Genomic DNA, 18,029 nt, shown 5'->3' with positions numbered 1-18,029 from the left:
CGCCGTAAACCCATCCCTGGGGGCTCGGCATTGCCATCCTTGGCAATGCACGGTTTTTACAACCCATCCCTGACGCGATCACAAACTATCGCAGCCGCCTTCTCAAAACATAAGGTTCAGGAGTATAGGGTTATGGGACTTCTCGTCGACGGCAAATGGCATGATCAGTGGTACGACACCTCGAAAACCGGCGGCAAGTTTGAGCGTGAGGCCGCCCGGTTCCGGAACTGGGTCACGGCGGATGGCTCGCCGGGGCCCGCCGGGGAGGGCGGTTTTCCGGCGGCGTCGGGCCGGTATCACCTGTATGTGTCGATGGCGTGTCCCTGGGCCCATCGGACGTTGATTTTCCGGGCACTGAAGGGGCTGGAGAACCATATCTCGGTGTCGGTTGTGCATCCGGATATGCTTGAGAATGGCTGGGAGTTCCGGCCAGATGAAGAGGCGCATCGGGACTCGGCCAATGGTAAGCGCTTCATGTACGAGGTGTATCTGAAAGCGGCGCCCGATTATTCCGGGCGGGTGACGGTACCGACGCTGTGGGACAAGCAAAAGCAGACAATTGTCAGTAATGAATCGGCGGATATTATCCGCATGTTTAACTCGGCATTCGATGGGCTGGATGGTGTCCGGAGTGACTTGGACTTTCACCCGGAAGAACTTCACGATGAGATCGATGAGGTGAACGAGCGGGTTTATCACACGGTGAACAACGGTGTTTATAAGGCCGGATTTGCGACGGCCCAGGATAAATACGAAGAGGCGTACGGGGCGTTGTTTGAGTCTCTTGATTGGTTGGAGGATCGCCTCTCGGGGCAGCGTTATCTGGCTGGCAATCGGTTGACTGAGGCGGATTGGCGGTTGTTTACCACGTTGATTCGGTTCGACGCAGTGTATTTCAGTCACTTCAAATGCAATCGTCAGCGAGTTGCGGATTTTCCGGCACTTTCCGGTTATGTCCGGGATCTTTATCAAGTACCCGGTGTGGCAGATACGGTGGATATACGGCAGATCAAACGGCACTACTACGTGAGTCAGCGTACGATCAATCCGACACAGATTGTGCCGGAGGGGCCAAGATTGGATTTTACATCGGCCCACAACCGAGAAGCGCTGGGGCCTGATTTTGAGGGCTAGGTTTGTTTGGGGATGATCAACTGACCCGTGCGACCGCAACTTCGGTCAGTAGCGTAAGCGCATCCCGGTGGTCAGATTCTGGAATGCCTCTCAGGCAGTCGAGGGCTGCCTGAGCTTCTGCTTTCGCGCGTTCCATGGTGTATTCCAGTGCGCCCGAACGGTTCACGATATCGAGGATCCTGGGTAGGTCCTCCAGTCCACCTTTGCGGACAGCCTGGCGTATGAGGTGCTTCTCATCATTGCTGCCGTTGGCCATAGCGTAAATCAGTGGCAGGGTGGGTTTGCCCTCGGCCAGGTCGTCGCCAACATTCTTGCCCATGGCTTCCGCATCGCCGCGGTAATCCAGTACATCATCCACCAGTTGGAACGCCAGGCCCAGGTGTTTGCCATAGGCGCTCATAGCCCGCTCCTGATCGTCATTTGCACCGGCGAGCAGCGCGCCGGTGTGGGAGGCTGCTTCGAACAGCATGGCGGTCTTGTTGTGAATCACTTCCATGTACTTGTCTTCGCTAACGTCCGGGTTTTTAACGTTCATCAATTGAAGGACTTCCCCTTCGGCAATTACAGCCGTGGCGTGAGACAGCACATCCATGATTTTCAGATTCTGGAGCTCCACCATCATCTCGAAGGCCCGGGCGTAGAGGAAATCACCTACCAGTACGCTGGGTGCGTTCCCCCAGCGCGCATTGGCGGTACTGCGGCCGCGACGCATGTCCGAGGTGTCCACCACATCATCGTGCAGGAGCGTCGCGGTGTGCAGGAACTCGATGACCGCAGCGAGTTTCAGGTGATCGTCCCTTTCATAGCCCAGGGCTCGGCTTGAGAGTAAAACCAGTAGTGGCCTCAGGCGCTTACCACCACTTTCAATAATGTATTGGGCGATTTTCTCCACCAGGGGAACGTCGGATGACAGCCGTTTGATGATCAGGTCGTTGACGCGGCTGAAGTCGTCCGCGACGGTGTCGTAAATACGCTGGGCTGTCATGCGGCTGGTCCGATCCCTTGTCTGGTGTTTTCGTTGGAAAAATAGGCGGGTGCCGCAATGCTAGGTATTGCTGTGATCGGTGTCAACTTGGCTTGTAAAGCGGCGGCGGTTTTCGTACAATCACGCGCCCAACTCATCCCAACCTGCGCTCCCTGCTATAGGGTTGCCGAAGCGCTTCCCTTAGAACCAGGTGGATAAGAGCAGGGATGGGTCAATCGCGGAGAACGTTAATGTACGCAGTTATTGTTAGCGGTGGTAAACAGCACCGTGTAAAAGAAGGCGAAACTCTGAAGCTGGAAAAGCTGGAAGTGGAAACAGGCGGCAACGTCGAGTTTGACCGCGTCCTGCTGATCGCTGATGGTGAGAAGGTTCAGGTTGGTGCACCGGTTGTTGATGGTGCCAAAGTGACTGCGGAAGTGGTTAGCCACGGCCGTCACGACAAGATCCAGATCATCAAGTTCCGTCGTCGGAAGCATTCCATGAAGCGTCAGGGCCACCGTCAGTGGTTTACTGAAGTCAAGATCACGGGTATCCAGGGCTAAGACCCTCGAGTAACCCCTTAGATAAGGAGGCTTGTAATGGCTCATAAAAAGGCAGCAGGTAGTACCCGTAACGGTCGCGATTCCGAGTCGAAACGACTTGGTGTGAAGCGCTTCGGCGGCGAGACTGTATCCGCGGGCAGCATCATCGTTCGTCAGCGCGGCACCCGTTTCCACCCGGGTCACAACGTTGGCCTTGGCAAGGACCACACGCTGTTTGCAACTGCAAACGGACAGGTCGTGTTTGAGGTAAAGGGTCCGGAGAACCGTAAGTTCGTGAGCATCGTTCCGGCTGCGTAAGCAGCGGCGATCTCGGGTTCTGTCGAACCTTCGGTGGCCCTGATATGATTTGATATCAGAGCCACCTGGAGCCCCGCATAGCTTCCATGAGGCTGCGGGGCTTTTTAGTTTATGCGCAGGGCGCAAAGGGTTGATTGATGAAGTTCGTAGACGAAGCCACCATCATTGTAGAAGCGGGCAAGGGCGGCCATGGTTGCCTGAGTTTCCGTCGTGAAAAATACGTGCCCAAAGGCGGACCCGATGGTGGTGACGGTGGCGACGGTGGCTCTGTGTATCTGGAGGCCGACAGTGCGCTCAATACACTGATCGATTACCGGTTCCAGCGTAAACACAAAGCCGAGAATGGTCAGCCAGGCTCAGGCCGCAACTGCACTGGCATCAAGGGCGACGACCTGGTGTTGCCGGTGCCGGTAGGCACCACGGTTGTGGATATGGATACCCACGAAGTGCTGGGGGATCTGACTCGTGCCGGGGAGCGCCTGAAGGTGGCCCAGGCCGGTTTTCACGGGCTGGGTAACACTCGCTTCAAGTCCTCGGTCAACCGCGCCCCGCGTCAGACTACAAAAGGCTCCGAGGGTGAACTTCGCAACCTGAGGCTGGAGCTGAAGGTACTGGCGGATGTCGGTCTTCTGGGTATGCCCAATGCCGGTAAGTCTACCTTTATTCGTTCCGTGTCGGCTGCCCGCCCCAAGGTGGCGGACTATCCGTTCACCACCCTGGTGCCCAATCTCGGTGTGGTCAGCGTGCAGGCTCATCAGAGTTTCGTTATTGCTGATATTCCGGGCTTGATTGAAGGTGCGGCGGAAGGCGCAGGGCTGGGAATCCGTTTCCTCAAGCACCTGGTGCGCACACGCTTACTGCTGCATCTCGTGGACGTGGCGCCTTACGACGGGTCTTCGCCAGTAGAAAGCGTACGTGCGATTGAGCACGAGCTGGAAAAATTCAGCGAAACCCTCGCCAGTCGCGAGCGTTGGCTGGTTCTGAACAAAGTAGATATGGTCTCTGAAGAAGACCGTGAGGCGCACTGTCGGGCCATCATCGATGAACTTGACTGGAAAGGTCCTGTATTCAGCATCTCCGCACTCAGCGGCGAAGGCACCAAGCCGTTGACTCAAGCTGTCATGCGCTGGATAGAAGATCAGGCCCAGGAAGAAGCGGAGAACCCCGAGTTTGCCGAGCGCGAAGCTGCGCGCCGCCGGAAAATGGACGAAGAGGCGCGAGCGAGAATTGAAGCCGAGCGGCAGATCCGCCGCGAAGCCCGTCAGGATGACGATGATGACGACGACTTCGATGACGATGATTACGATGTAGAAGTGGTCTACGCGCCTGAGTAGCGGTTTATGTCGTCAGAGTTAACTGCCAAAGTATTGTCGGACAGGCGGAGGCCTTGCTGGTGGATCGTCAAAAACATGGATGTTTTTGTCGAGCGTACATGGACGTATTCACCGCGTATCCGCCAGCAAGGCCCCCGCCTGTCCGCTCCCTGAGCTGGAATGTAATGAGTACACGCACCCAATTACGTCATGCCCGTCGCCTGGTAATAAAAATCGGAAGCGCCTTGCTAACCAACGATGGCAGAGGTCTGGATGTTGCTGCTCTCGGGTTGTGGGTGGACCAGATTGCAGAGCTGGTCACCGCTGGCGTTGAAGTGGTGGTGGTGTCGTCGGGCTCTGTGGCTGAAGGCATGAGCCGACTGGGTTGGACAGTGCGCCCTGAGCAACTGCATGAACTTCAGGCTGCAGCCGCCGTTGGTCAGATGGGGTTGGTGCAGACCTGGGAAGCCCAGTTCAAACGACATGATTTGCACACCGCACAAGTCCTGCTGACCCACGATGACCTGTCTGATCGCAAGCGCTACCTCAATGCCCGCAGCACCTTGAGAGCGCTGCTCGATTTCGGCGTGGTGCCCATCGTTAACGAAAACGACACCGTCGTCACCGACGAAATCCGCTTTGGCGACAACGACACCTTGGGCGCGCTGGTGGCCAACCTGATCGAAGCCGACGGATTGATCATCCTCACCGACCAGCTCGGCCTGTTCGACAAAGACCCCCGCAAAAACCCCGATGCCCAGCTGGTCGACGAACGCCGCGCCAGCGACACCGAGCTCGATGCCATGGCGGGTGGTGGTGCTGGCGTGCTGGGCCGCGGCGGAATGCAAACAAAGGTCCGTGCCGCCCGCCTGGCTGCCCGATCCGGCGCCTTCACCGTCATCGTCGGCGGCAGAATCGAAAAAGCCATCTCTCGCCTGCGCGACGGCGACAGCATCGGCACCCTGCTGCTCCCCGAACAGGGTCGAATTGCCGCCCGCAAACAGTGGCTCGCCAGCCACCTTCAGACCCGCGGCAAGCTCACCCTTGATCAGGGTGCTGTCAACGTCCTCTGCCGCGGTGGTCGCAGTCTTTTACCGGTTGGCGTAAAAAGCGTTTCCGGTCAGTTCCGTCGGGGTGAAATGGTCTCCTGCGTCGACGAAAGCGGCAAAGAAATCGCCCGCGGCCTGGTCAATTACGATGCTGACGAAGCCAGAGCCATCGCTGGCCGCTCCAGCAACCGGATAACGGAGGTTCTGGGTTACATCTCAGACGAAGAAATGATCCACCGCGACAACATGGTGATTGTGTAGGCGAGTAAGATAATCGGCAGGCACAAAAAAACCGGCCCATCAGGCCGGTTTTTTCATTCAGGTTCCGAAGAAGCGTTACGCGCTCTTCAGAGCCTTGATGCGGGCGCTCAGACGGCTCTTCTGGCGAGCAATCTTGTTCTTGGCGAACACGCCTTTGTTGACCATGCTGTCCATAATCGGCTGAGCCTTCTGGAGAGCAGCTTGTGCTTCTTCTGGCTTGCCGGCCTCAATGCTGGCCTGGACCTTCTTGATGTAAGTGCGCGCCATGGAACGCAGGCTGGCATTGTGCTTGCGGTTCTTCTCGTTCTGACGTGCGCGCTTCTTGGCTTGCGGGGTATTTGCCACCGTATAACTCCTGAGATCTGTGAAATCCGAAATTCGTTGTGAATCGATTCGTAAAAATCGCGGGCGCGCCAAAACCAGCGCGTCGAAATAAATGACGCGGAACTATGCCGCCAAAGCCCCAAAATGTCAAGGCTCAACGCTATTTCATCCCGGTATCTCCGGCCCCTGTGGTAAACTCGCCGCTCATCGCCGGAGAGTCCCGTTAAGGCCCTAAGGAATTACCGAAATATGGCCTGCTACATCCCGGGTACATCCAGAAACTACCGAACCATTGTCCAGGCCTAGAATGTCGTCCGAACCTGAGCAGACAGAAACACCAAAGGCGTTGCCCAAACCACCAGGGCTGTTGAGGTCATCTGGAGTCGTTGGCTCAATGACGATGCTGTCGCGGGTCCTCGGTTTGGTAAGGGATATGGTGATTGCGCGTTATTTTGGTGCCGGGGCGGGCGCCGACGCGTTTTTCGTCGCCTTCAAAATCCCTAATTTTCTCCGCCGCCTGTTTGCCGAGGGTGCGTTCGCTCAGGCCTTCGTGCCGGTGCTTTCCTCGTATCGACAGCAGGAGTCCATCACCGAAGTCCGGCGTTTGGTTAACGCGGTCGCAGGCGTCCTTGGGTTGGTTCTGTTGGGCGTGACGGCAGTTGCCATGCTGGGGGCGCCGCTTCTGACCGCAGTGTTTGCGCCAGGTTTTCTGGATGACGACCTCAAGTTCGGCCTGGCCAGCGATATGCTGCGGATTACCTTCCCGTATTTGCTGCTGGTCTCCCTGACGGCGTTTGCGGGTAGTATTCTCAATAGCTACGACCGTTTTGCCGTTCCCGCGTTTACGCCAGTGTTGCTCAATCTGGCGATGATCAGCGCGGCCATATTTCTCTCGCCCCTGATGGAAACGCCTGTCATCGCTTTGGCTTGGGGGGTATTTATCGCCGGGGCGTTGCAGCTGTTCTTTCAGTTACCCTTCCTGATGCAGTTAGGGTTGATGCCGCGGCCAAAAGTGGATTACAGGCACGAAGGGGTCCGTCGCATCATGAAGCTGATGGTGCCGGCGTTGTTCGGGGTTTCTGTCAGCCAGATCAATCTGCTTCTGGACACGGTTCTTGCGTCGTTTCTGCAGACCGGCAGTGTGTCCTGGCTTTACTACTCGGATCGCCTGTCGGAGTTGCCCCTGGGTGTATTCGGTATCGCTATTGCCACGGTGATTCTTCCCAGTCTGTCCCGCAAACACGCAGCGGAATCGGCAGACCAGTTTGCCGCAACGCTGGACTGGGCTGTGCGGGCGGTGCTGCTTATAGGTTTGCCTGCCGCGTTGGCCCTCGCTCTTCTGGCTGAGCCACTGATTGCGACTCTGTTCCACTACGGAGAAGTTACCGATCGCGACGTCACCATGGCGGCCCAAAGCCTGCGTGCATACTCCGCCGGGTTGCTGGCCTTCATGTTGATCAAGGTGCTGGCGCCGGGGTATTTCGCACGGCAAGACACCAAAACGCCGGTTAAAATCGGCATTATCGCGATGGTGGCCAATATGGTATTTAACCTGGCGCTGATTTTCCCCTTGGCACATGCGGGGCTGGCGTTGGCAACTTCGCTGTCTGCGTGGTTGAATACGGCGCTCCTGTGGCGTGGCCTTATCCGTGAAGGCGCCTGGAAATGGCAGCCGGGGTGGACCCGCTTCCTGGTTCAGATCGGACTTGCCAATGCGGCCCTGGCTGCGGTCATCCTCTGGCTACAGCCGCCAGTGGGTCAGTGGCTGATGGCAGGCGGTCTCCAGCGGGCCACGGATATGGGTATTCTCGTAGTCTCGGGCGTCGCGGTGTACTTTATTGTGTTGGCATTGGCTGGGGTTCGGGTAAGACATTTTCGCCACAGGTAGGTTATAATCGCGCGTTTTCTCACCAGTGAAACCATACACCGCTGGCAAACAAGGGTTCGCTTTACATGCGTCTGATCCGGGGCCTGACCAACCTGAAAAGCCTTTCGCAGCAGGACGAAGCTCCGCTCGCGAACGGGTGCGTTGCCACCATCGGGAATTTCGATGGGGTGCATCTTGGGCACCAGACCATCATCGACCAGGTTCATGAAAAAGCACTGGAGCTCGGCGTGCCTTCCGTGGTGATGGTGTTTGAGCCCCAACCCCGTGAGTTCTTCCAGGGCCGTGACGCACCCCCACGGTTGATGCCGTTCCGGCAGAAATTTGAATTGCTGCTGGCGTCTGGCATCGACGTTGTCCTGTGTTTGCGTTTTAACGAGCGGTTCCGGAGTTACTCTGGTATGGGCTTTATTGAAGACGTTTTGATAGATGGCCTCGGAGTTCGCCATCTCGTGGTAGGGGACGATTTCCGTTTCGGTTGCGACAGGGCCGGCGATTTTTCGCTGTTGCGTGAAGTGGGTGTGCAACGCGGCTTCACGGTGGAGAATACCCGTACCGTGACGGTGCACGGCGAGCGTGTCAGCAGTACCCGAATTCGAGGTGTGCTTTCAGAGAACCGGATCAACGACGCCGAGGATTTACTGGGCCATCCTTACCGCATCCGAGGGCGAATCGTTTATGGCCGCCAGTTGGGGCGGCAGATTGGCGCGCCCACGGCGAACATTCTGTTACCTCATATGCCGGCGCTGAAAGGGGTCTATGTGGTAAGCGCAACCCTTGAGGATGGCCGTGTTCTGGACGGCGTAGCCAACATTGGTCTGCGCCCCACAGTGGATGGTAAGCAGCCGTCCCTGGAAGTGCACCTGTTTGACTTTGCTGGCACACTTTATGGCCAGCGTCTTGATGTGGTTTTCCGCCATGCCCTGCGGGACGAGGTGAAATTCGACTCGGTGGATGACCTCAAGGAGCAGATTGCCCGTGACTTTGACGATGCGCGGGCTTGGATTGCAGGCCATGGCTCCTCAGCCACCGAACGTTGACCGACATTTAACAACCTGAGCTACGCACCATTACCATGAGCGACTACAAGCACACTCTGAATCTGCCTGAAACCGCCTTTCCCATGCGCGGTAACCTGGCCAAGCGCGAGCCGGACATGCTCCAGCGCTGGCAGGACCTGGACGTATACGGCAACCTGCGCAAGCAGCGTGAGGGGCGGGACAAGTTCATCCTCCATGATGGCCCTCCTTACGCCAATGGCAGCATTCATATCGGTCATGCGGTCAATAAAATCCTCAAGGATATGATCGTCAAATCCCGCAGCTTCATGGGTTACGACGCGCCTTATGTGCCGGGCTGGGACTGCCATGGCTTACCAATTGAGCACAAGGTGGAGCAGGAGATTGGCAAGGCGGGTGTGAAGGTGGATTACAAGACCTTCCGTCAGGCCTGTCGTGATTACGCTACCAAACAGATCGCCGGCCAGAAGGCCGATTTCATCCGCCTTGGGGTGATGGGTGAATGGGAAAAGCCGTACCTGACCATGGACCCGAAGGTCGAGGCGGGCATTGTGCGTGCTTTGGGCAAAATAGTCGCCAAAGGCCATCTGGTGCGGGGGTTCAAGCCGGTGTACTGGAGCGTGGTCGGTCAGTCTGCACTGGCGGAAGCCGAAGTTGAGTACCAGGACAAGACGTCAGTACAGATCGATGTGCGGTTCACGGTCGTAGACCAGGCGCGCGTGCTCGACCTGTTTGGTACCGACAAGGGCGAGGGTGATGTGTCGGTTGTTATCTGGACGACGACACCCTGGACCATTCCCGCCAACCAAGCTGTTTCACTGCACGCTGAGCTGGAATATGCCCTGGTACAGACCGATGCCGGACATGGACGGGAGCGTATGATCCTCGCCGCGGACATGGTGGATGGCATCATGTCGCGTTGGGGTGTTGAGAACTATGAGGTACTGGCGACTGTACCAGGCGCCACGCTGGAAAAACTGAATCTGCATCATCCGGTGTATGACAAGCAGGTGCCGCTGGTCCTGGGCGACCATGTGTCCACCGACGCTGGTACCGGCGCCGTCCACACGGCCCCCGATCATGGCATGGAAGACTTTGAAGTGGGGAAGGCCTACGGCATTGATACCATCAGCCTGGTCAAGGCCGATGGCACCTATACCCAGGCCGCCGGTGAGTTTGCTGGCGTTCACGTCTACAAGGCGGATGACCCTGTGTGTTCAGCTCTGGAACGCGAGGGCAAGTTGGTCCGGGCGGAGAAGTTCAGCCACAGCTACCCCCATTGCTGGCGTACCAAGACACCGTTGATCTACCGAGCCACCCCTCAGTGGTTTATCAGCATGGAGAAGGAAAACCTCCGTGACGACGCCCTGGAAGCCATCAAGGGTGTGCGCTGGGTGCCTGCCTGGGGGCAGAACCGCATCGAGGCCATGTTCAGGCAATCCCCGGACTGGTGTATCTCGCGCCAGCGTACCTGGGGTGTGCCGATCACACTGTTTATCCACAAGGAAACGCAGGAACTGCATCCGGATACCCAGAATCTGATTGAGGCGGCAGCGAAGGAAATCGAAAAGGGCGGTATTGACGCCTGGTACGACATCGATACCACAGAGCTGCTGGGCAGTGATGCCGACCAGTATGAAAAGGTGTTGGATACCCTGGACGTATGGTTTGATTCCGGTGTCACACACGAATCCGTGCTGCGCCCCCGCACCGAACTGGGTCAGTTCCCAGCAGATATGTATCTGGAAGGTTCAGACCAGCACCGTGGCTGGTTCCAGTCGTCCCTGAAAACCTCCATCGCGATGAACGGCGTGGCGCCGTATAAGCAGGTGCTGACTCATGGCTTCACCGTCGATGGTAAGGGCCGCAAGATGTCCAAGTCCCTGGGCAACGTGATCGCGCCCCAGGAAGTGATGAACGAGCTGGGTGCCGATATCCTGCGTCTATGGGTGTCCGCGACCGACTACAGCGGTGAAATGACGGTTTCCAAGGACATCCTCAAGCAGACTGCGGACGGTTATCGTCGTATCCGGAATACCGCTCGCTTCCTGCTCAGCAACCTCACCGGTTTCGATCCGGAGCAGCATGCCGTAGCGCCAGAGGATATGATCGCGCTGGACCGCTGGATGGTCGACAAGGCCCTGCAGCTGCAGACGGAGCTGCATGAGGATTACCAGAATTACGCGTTCCTGCGCATCTACCAGAAGGTGTACAACTTCTGCGAGGCCACCCTGGGCGGGTTCTATCTGGATATTATCAAGGACCGGCAATACACCACTCAGGCCGACAGCCGCGAGCGTCGCTCCTGTCAGACGGCCCTGTTCCATGTGGCGGAAGCGCTGGTGCGTTGGATTGCGCCGATCCTGAGTTTCACGGCCGATGAAATCTGGCAGCACCTGCCCGGTAAGCGTGGCGATACCGTGTTCTACGAAACCTGGTATGAAGGCCTGACAGCACTGCCGGGCGACGCCGAACTGGGCCGTGATTACTGGAGCCGTATTTACAGCGTTAAAGAAGCGGTGAATAAGTGCCTGGAAGAGGTTCGTGGCAGGGGAGAAATCAAAGGTTCCCTCAGTGCGGAAGTGACTCTCTACTGCGAAGGCGACCTTGCCAAGGATCTGCAGTACCTTGGTGAAGAGTTACGCTTTGTGCTGATTACTTCGGAAGCCACGGTAGCACCGGTGTCTGACGCCGGCGACGCGGAGCCGACGTCCCACGAGGGATTGCTTGTAAAAGTAAACCCCGCCGGACACGCCAAGTGTGAACGCTGCTGGCATCATCGGGCCGATGTCGGTCAGAGTGAGCAGTATGGCGACCTGTGTGGTCGTTGTGTGACCAACGTGGAAGGGCAGGGCGAGTCCCGCTCGTTCGCCTGATGGACGTCGCCTTGTGGAAAGCGTAATGACCAATACGGAAGAAACCGGCTCCAAGCTCCGCTGGCTCTGGCTGGCGGTGCTCGTTATCGTGCTGGACCTTGGGAGCAAGGCCATGGCTACGGCCATGCTGACCTATGGCAACCCGGTACCGGTAATGCCACTGTTCAATCTGACCTTGCTGCACAACACCGGTGCGGCGTTTAGCTTTCTGGCCGGTGCCGCAGGTTGGCAACGCTGGTTTTTTGTCTCCCTGGCACTGGTGGTCAGCGTAGTTCTGGTTGTATGGCTGAAATCCCTGCGGCGCCATGAAACCTGGTCGGCGATTGCCATCGTATTAATCCTTGGCGGCGCGCTGGGTAACGTTTACGACCGCGTTGTTCATGGCTACGTGGTCGACTTCCTGCATTTTTACTGGAACGGCTACCATTTTCCCGCTTTTAACATCGCTGATACGGCCATCACTATTGGTGCCGGTATGATGATTCTGGATATATTCCGCAAGCCCCGGGAACCGGATGCGGACAACAGGAGCGACAATCGCTGATGAAAGAACTTCCCGTAGATCAGGGCACTCGCGTTACGCTTCATTTTGCGTTGAAGTTCAGTGACGGTGAGATCATTGATTCCACTTTCGAGAAAGAGCCGGCAACACTGGAGATTGGTGACGAGAACCTGCCGGAAAATTTTGAGGCCTACCTGATGGGTATGACGGCGGGCGACCGCAATAGCTTCGAAGTACCTCCTGAAAAGGCCTTTGGGCAGCATAATCCGAGTAACGTGCAAACGTTCAAGCGGAGTGAGTTCAGCGCGGACATGGTGCTTGAAAAGGGGGTCATGATCTCATTCGCGGATGCGCGTCAAAGTGAGTTGCCGGGCGTCGTTAGTCGTGTGGAAGGGGATCAGGTCGAGGTGGACTTTAATCACCCTCTGGCGGGGCGTACACTGACATTTGAAGTGGAAATTATTGATGTGGAGCCTGTTGGTCGGGCCCACTAAACGCATTTTGGTCCTCCCGCAGGCTTCTGCAAACTTGTTTGATATCTCAGGGCAATTCTATGCAAATCCGACTCGCTAATCCTCGTGGTTTCTGTGCCGGTGTCGACCGCGCTATCGAAATAGTGAACCGTGCCCTGGATGTCTTTGGTGCGCCCATTTACGTGCGCCATGAAGTGGTGCATAACAAATTTGTGGTGGACAATCTGCGCAACCGCGGCGCTATCTTTGTGGATGAGCTGGAAGAGGTGCCGGACGACAAGCTGGTGATCTTCAGTGCCCACGGTGTGTCCCAGGCGGTGCAGAATGAAGCCGCGCGCAGGGGGTTGAAGGTGTTCGACGCAACCTGTCCTCTGGTAACCAAGGTTCACCTCGAGGTGATGAAGTACAGTCGCGATGGGCGTGAATGCATCCTCATTGGCCACCATGGTCATCCAGAGGTGGAAGGCACCATGGGGCAGTATGACCATGGCAACGGTGGCGATATCTATCTTGTGGAAGACGAGAAAGACGTTGCCGAACTGGTCGTGAAAGATCCGTCCAGGCTGTCTTATGTAACTCAAACCACGCTTTCCATGGACGACACCGCCCGAGTCATCGATGCCTTGCGTGAAAAGTTCCCGGAAATTCAGGGTCCTCGCAAAAACGATATCTGCTACGCCACGCAGAACCGTCAGGATGCTGTGAAGCAGTTGGCCGGTGACTGTGACTTAATGCTGGTAGTGGGTTCGCCGAACAGTTCCAATTCCAATCGATTGCGGGAGTTGGCCGAGCGCATGGGAACGCCTGCCTATCTTATAGACCAATCAAATCAAATAGATCCGACGTGGCTCGAGGGCAAGCAATCCATTGGCGTGACTGCTGGCGCGTCTGCCCCGGAAATACTGGTCAATGAGGTAATTGCGCGTTTAAGGGAGCTTGGCGGCGAGGTGCCCGAAGAGATTGAGGGCAGGGAGGAGAATATCGTTTTCTCGATGCCTAAAGAATTGCGAATCGATGCCATCGAAGTCTGATTGTGATGGCATCGTTCGTGTCATATTCGTTTACCAGCACCCTGTTGCCTGGTCTGCGCCGCGATTACCCTGTTCATCCAGCGTAAGAGTTCCACAATCATCGTCTGTCTGAGGTCCGGTTGGAACTGCCTGCAAGGTAAACGCATTCCGGGCTACGTTCCCCACAAAGCTGATATCGTAGAACGCGTCTCCGTTCTGCGGCGACTGATCGAATGGCAAAACAGGATTATTACCCCCATCGCGATAATCAAAACCGTTGGAGTATCGACGCTCCATCCATTGGGTGAGTTCTAGCAGGTCTGCCTGCGCAGTTGTTCGTCGGGTTTGCTCCATCTGGCTCTGATAAAGAGGAAGCGCTATTGCTGCGATGATGGCAATGATCGCGACCGCAATCATCATCTCGATCAACGTAAAACCTGAGTTCGAGTGAGTCTTCAAAATCGTTATCCCTCTTAGTTTACTAGTGGTCGCCATTCCCGCCTGGTCAGTTCAGGACTTCTACTTTTTGTACCAGACGAGCACCAGTTTGTTGATCTGCGACGCCTCCGAGCTCCAGCTTGAGACGATCACCCTCTACGAGCCGCTGGACGACTTGTTCCCGGGACCATGAGGCACCGTTGAAGGTAATGACACGTTCCAGCACGAACGAATTATCATCAACAATCAGTATGAAAGAGTCGGGATGGACAGAATTCACCGTTCCCTCAAAAGACACGGTTCTGAGGGACATAGGATTGCCGTCGACAACCTCATCATCCGCTTGAGCGGATGATGCCAGAAATCCACTTGTAATAGCTGTAAGAGCGAATACGGCGATGACAAGAACTCTGTGTAATTGAAACGGTAGTAAGCGAGTAATCATAGTCTTTTCCTGCTACTCAAATAAAAGATAGGAACACTGTTCTAGGTGTGAGGCAGCTTCTTAACGAAGCTGCTCCCAAGTCTGTCGTCCAATGCTTGAGTCAAGAGACCGGGCGCAGAGTCCGTCTTCACAGGGATCTCCCGGTGAGAGTTTATTGGGATCCAGTCCCGGTATCACCACTTCTGCGTCGCCGTCTTCGGTCGCAATCGTACGGTTTTCACCGCCGTAACCCACCTGGATACCGCTTGGCGCATAGCCGCCTACGATATCACCCGCGTTGAAGGTGCCATCGCTGTTAAGGTCGAACACGGGGGTCTCAGAAGGAACGCCGGTTGTCAGTTTGAGATCCATAATAAACCCGGTACGCCCGCTTCCGCAGGGGTCATCATCAGGGATGACGGTGGTGAATCGAACCCGGTCCGGGTTTACACCAAACGGGAAGGTTGCCCGGCTGATAACGCGCTCTCCCTGTTTGTTTGAGTTGTAGACAAGGTCCAGGTACCAGCCTTGCTGATTCGTAGACTGGTTGCTGGAGGTTTCCCGGACCGTAAAGCTGTTGGTACCGTTCCCTGACGCCCTATTCACAACGACATCTTCCTGTCTGGTGATGGTCTGTTGCACCAGGTCATCTCGTTCCAGTCTAAATGCGTTCAGGTTGTCTTTTATGGCGTACAGTGTCTGGACGTCATAGTCACCCTCGTCACCGTTTCGCAGGAAGCTACCGGTACCGAACGCCGCTACGAGTTCGTCATTGTTGTTGGGGTTGAGTGCGACCCGGGGCGCAACAGTGATTGGTTGGCTGTTACCCGCTGGGCTCTTAGCGGTGAATACTTTGGTTGCATCCCACCCGTTAGCGCCCCCGGTAAGGTCGAATCGCCAAAGATTGCCTAACAGATCGCCAGCGTAGGCATAACGGGTGATGGCATCTGTCTCCGGAAAACTGGTGATGGTAGCGGAGGCAAGGCCGTTTGAGTTCGCAGCGCTACCGGCTCCGGTTTGGAGTTCTTTGACGAGGTTGCCGGTTTCCAGGTCAACAACAAACAGACTGGATTGACCGCTGGCCCCGTTGTAGCCATTTCCAAAAATGGCTACCCAGGTTCCATCGTCGAGGCGGGAAATCTGCGGATCGGTCACTCCGTATCCGAGATTCGGATGTTGGAACTCCCACAACACATCATCTGCTGGAGAGAATGATCCTGGTTCGGTTATATCAAGCGCAAATACTGTTTTGCCGCCTTTGCCCATAGTTCCCAAAAGCACAGTTCGCCACTCGGCGGAACCGTTTCCGTCCTTATCAATATAGGCATCCTGTACTCGTGGTGTGCCATCCATGAAGTATTTGTGGTTGTAGTTGGGCTTCATCAGCTCTGAAATGCGCGCATATGTATTCGAGCCCGAGGGGAGCAGCAGTTCTGATGGAATATAGCCGAAGAGCTCTTTACCGGTTTCGCCATCAAAGGCGTGCAATATGCCGTCGTTGGCAGGCACATACAGAGCATCGATCCGGTTCTGGTACGTGGACGTAGATCGGAACGTACCGTATTTACTACCTTCGGTACCGCCAAGGCGAGCAAAGCCGTAGTTGGTTTTACCGACGAACTGGGGGTTCGCGTTGATCACATCACCCAGAAGCCTAAGCACAGTATTACCTCCAGCGTCAGTGCCCTGCCGGCTTCGGAGAGTTGCGTGAGCGTCATTGTCGCCATGAAGCCAGGCCAGTCGATTATGGCCAAGGTTATCTTGAGTGGCGTTCAGTGTTGGATCGGCATTCAGCGCATCGCGTTGAGCAGCCGAGAGGTTAGAAAGAGAGCTGGCCGATGCGAATTCCAGGTCAACGCCGCTACTTCCATTGTGGGTGATCAATTTCCGGTCTGTCGGGAGCGTCTGTCTCAGAATTTCTTCGGCATCCCAGAGCTGTTTGCCCTGGTCGAAGCTGAACCCTGACAAAGTGCCGGACCAGTCTTCACTGCGGAAGCCCGCAAAGAAGCCCAGCGAGTCAGCGCGCAAGACTGCTGAACTGACAGCTGCGGATGAGGCAGATGTCTGTGAGCGAGCAATTACATCACCAAGGAAATTCTTGATTTCGTCGGCGAACTCCTTCGGGTTCTGTGCGCTCGCGTAGCCTCCGCGGCCATTGATAGCGGCATGGAGCAAGTCATCGATATTCTGAGGGCTCCGATCTGAACCGGGTTCAGGCCAGTTAATGTTGATTCCGCTGTCTGGGTCGAGTGCAGCAAGTGCATCGGCCTCCTTGATGTCGCCTGTGACGCCTAGCCCGATCGTGAAGGTTGTCATGTGCTGCCAGAATGCCGGGTCGGTCGATGTGACGGGGACCTTGTTACCGAGGTCTGTGCGCAGATCGTTTTTCCAGTACTGCATCGCAACATCCGCCAGAGTGTTGGAATGCCCGTCGGTAAATGGCGACACGGCTGTGTAGTTGAAATCGGAGCCATCGGGGTCCGGATTGGTGTAGGACGGTCCCGGCGTATTGTCGACATTTCCGACAGAGGGGCTGCTTCCGTTCCAGATACCGTCGGTCATAATAAGGGAGAAGCTTTGGCGACATTCAATGTGTGCGGTACTGTCATTGGTACCAGGAGTTTCTCCCCATGGGCCCTGATTGTCCGTGCGGGAATAGTACTTGCCGACATCCCTGAGCGCCGTTCTCAGTGGGGTGCCACCGTTTACACTCTTGTTGTGAAGCCAGGTTAGAAATTGCTGGCGGCGAGCGGCTGTGTATGGACGCACTCCACTGACAAGGGTATCTGTGTCGTTTACGCCATCAATAGTGTTGTTGTTGACGTTAATAGCGCCATAGCCAACCCGGATATTGTCTGGAAGATCAAAGAAGGCTTCCGTAATACCCGATTTGGCCGCCAGGGTCCGCGTGCTGTAATAGGAAAACCAGTTTGCATAGTTTTGTTTGATGTCGGCGGAGGCATTGTTCAGCAAAATGGGGGTATAACAGTCGTCTTGTCGGGGATTATTATCGCAACTCGTGGACGAGTTGAACTGCATGTAAAAGCCTTCCTCAATGCTACCGATGCTGTCGAAGCGAATATATTCACTCAGATCATCGGCCCCATCGGATTGATCAAATCCGTTTACCCAGGCGTTGGTGTAACTCGAATTTGGATAACGAGAGCTGCCATCCGGTTTGAAAGGAGGCTGATAGGTTATTGTCGGGTCGTAATAGACCTTGTTTACCCGACTGGAGTAGTAGTATCGATTGCCGCTATTACCACTGAGGTTGTCTGGCATGTAACGCCACGCCATGGACCCTGAGTCGTCATACACAAACACCAGGTTTGAATCGACTGATTCCTTCAGAAACAGTGGTACCTGAGCCAGGTTGACCTGTGCCATGGCGGATTGCATGGTGCAGATTGAGAACAAAAGGCTGGCACTAAAAATGCCCAGTTTTGAGTAACTTGAGCGCTTGTGCGATGCTTTCTTGAGCGTTTTCATGGCAAACT

Annotated in this window: 16 protein-coding genes; 11 read left to right on the top strand and 5 right to left on the bottom strand. The window is 55.9% G+C overall.

Annotated elements, in window-relative coordinates:
- Nucleotides 1-132: 132 nt before the first annotated feature.
- Nucleotides 133-1,134: a glutathione S-transferase family protein gene (locus tag AXW11_RS07675; RefSeq protein WP_091643436.1), complete on the top strand. Its 1,002-nt coding sequence runs from the start codon at nt 133-135 to the stop codon at nt 1,132-1,134.
- Nucleotides 1,135-1,150: 16 nt separating this feature from the next.
- Here AXW11_RS07675 and ispB read toward each other — a convergent pair whose 3' ends face one another.
- Entirely contained in the window at nt 1,151-2,119 is a 969-nt protein-coding gene (gene ispB, locus AXW11_RS07670; RefSeq protein ID WP_085681590.1) for an octaprenyl diphosphate synthase, read from the bottom strand.
- A gap of 230 nt (nt 2,120-2,349) precedes the next feature.
- On the opposite strand from ispB, the gene rplU reads away from it, so the two are divergent.
- From rplU to proB, 4 genes are all read left to right on the top strand, one after another.
- The gene (gene rplU, locus AXW11_RS07665; RefSeq protein WP_036203642.1) at nt 2,350-2,661 is read left to right on the top strand and encodes a 50S ribosomal protein L21; all 312 of its coding nucleotides are present in this window, start codon (nt 2,350-2,352) and stop codon (nt 2,659-2,661) included.
- Between the two features lie 36 nt (nt 2,662-2,697).
- The gene (gene rpmA / locus AXW11_RS07660) at nt 2,698-2,958 is read left to right on the top strand and encodes a 50S ribosomal protein L27 (protein ID WP_007155544.1); all 261 of its coding nucleotides are present in this window, start codon (nt 2,698-2,700) and stop codon (nt 2,956-2,958) included.
- A 137-nt stretch (nt 2,959-3,095) separates the two neighbouring features.
- Nucleotides 3,096-4,292 (top strand): Obg family GTPase CgtA, encoded by a 1,197-nt coding sequence (gene cgtA, locus AXW11_RS07655; protein WP_036203646.1) that lies wholly within the window; start codon nt 3,096-3,098, stop codon nt 4,290-4,292.
- A gap of 164 nt (nt 4,293-4,456) precedes the next feature.
- Complete coding sequence (gene proB, locus AXW11_RS07650) at nt 4,457-5,581, top strand: glutamate 5-kinase (protein ID WP_091643433.1); 1,125 nt, start codon at nt 4,457-4,459, stop codon at nt 5,579-5,581.
- A 75-nt stretch (nt 5,582-5,656) separates the two neighbouring features.
- Here proB and rpsT read toward each other — a convergent pair whose 3' ends face one another.
- Nucleotides 5,657-5,926, bottom strand: a complete 270-nt coding sequence (gene rpsT, locus AXW11_RS07645) for a 30S ribosomal protein S20 (RefSeq protein WP_075195679.1) — start codon at nt 5,924-5,926, stop codon at nt 5,657-5,659.
- A 286-nt stretch (nt 5,927-6,212) separates the two neighbouring features.
- Between rpsT and murJ the strand changes: the two genes are divergently transcribed.
- The 6 genes from murJ to ispH all read left to right on the top strand — a co-directional run bounded on the left by murJ (nt 6,213) and on the right by ispH (nt 13,691).
- A complete protein-coding gene (gene murJ, locus AXW11_RS07640) occupies nt 6,213-7,793 on the top strand; it encodes a murein biosynthesis integral membrane protein MurJ (RefSeq protein WP_081899213.1) in 1,581 nt (526 codons plus the stop codon).
- 65 nt (nt 7,794-7,858) lie between these two features.
- Entirely contained in the window at nt 7,859-8,830 is a 972-nt protein-coding gene (gene ribF, locus AXW11_RS07635; RefSeq protein WP_091643430.1) for a bifunctional riboflavin kinase/FAD synthetase, read from the top strand.
- A gap of 35 nt (nt 8,831-8,865) precedes the next feature.
- Complete coding sequence (gene ileS, locus AXW11_RS07630) at nt 8,866-11,685, top strand: isoleucine--tRNA ligase (protein WP_091643427.1); 2,820 nt, start codon at nt 8,866-8,868, stop codon at nt 11,683-11,685.
- A gap of 25 nt (nt 11,686-11,710) precedes the next feature.
- Nucleotides 11,711-12,229: a signal peptidase II gene (lspA, locus tag AXW11_RS07625; protein WP_087148989.1), complete on the top strand. Its 519-nt coding sequence runs from the start codon at nt 11,711-11,713 to the stop codon at nt 12,227-12,229.
- Nucleotides 12,229-12,681 carry an FKBP-type peptidyl-prolyl cis-trans isomerase gene (fkpB, locus tag AXW11_RS07620; RefSeq protein ID WP_091643424.1) on the top strand — a complete coding sequence of 151 codons (453 nt, stop codon included), beginning with the start codon at nt 12,229-12,231 and terminating at the stop codon, nt 12,679-12,681. Before lspA ends, fkpB begins: the two co-directional genes overlap by 1 nt.
- A 59-nt stretch (nt 12,682-12,740) precedes the next feature.
- Nucleotides 12,741-13,691, top strand: coding sequence for a 4-hydroxy-3-methylbut-2-enyl diphosphate reductase (gene ispH / locus AXW11_RS07615; protein WP_091643422.1), 951 nt, complete (start codon nt 12,741-12,743; stop codon nt 13,689-13,691).
- 30 nt (nt 13,692-13,721) lie between these two features.
- Here the strand turns inward: ispH and AXW11_RS07610 are convergent, their stop codons facing one another.
- The 3 genes from AXW11_RS07610 to AXW11_RS07600 are packed head-to-tail and all read right to left on the bottom strand — an operon-like array spanning nt 13,722 to nt 18,021.
- Nucleotides 13,722-14,129 (bottom strand): type IV pilin protein, encoded by a 408-nt coding sequence (locus AXW11_RS07610; protein ID WP_041336820.1) that lies wholly within the window; start codon nt 14,127-14,129, stop codon nt 13,722-13,724.
- A 46-nt stretch (nt 14,130-14,175) separates the two neighbouring features.
- Nucleotides 14,176-14,553, bottom strand: coding sequence for an ELL-associated factor (locus tag AXW11_RS07605; RefSeq protein WP_091643419.1), 378 nt, complete (start codon nt 14,551-14,553; stop codon nt 14,176-14,178).
- Nucleotides 14,554-14,613: 60 nt separating this feature from the next.
- On the bottom strand, nt 14,614-18,021 hold the full coding sequence (locus AXW11_RS07600; RefSeq protein WP_091643416.1) for a pilus assembly protein: 3,408 nt from the start codon (nt 18,019-18,021) through the stop codon (nt 14,614-14,616).
- Nucleotides 18,022-18,029 lie beyond the last annotated feature (8 nt).

Origin of the sequence: Marinobacter sp. Hex_13, assembly GCF_001566815.1 — a bacterium.
Taxonomy (GTDB): domain Bacteria; phylum Pseudomonadota; class Gammaproteobacteria; order Pseudomonadales; family Oleiphilaceae; genus Marinobacter; species Marinobacter salarius.
The sequence above is the reverse complement of the archived record's forward strand: the minus strand, read 5'-3'. Positions and strand labels throughout refer to the sequence as shown.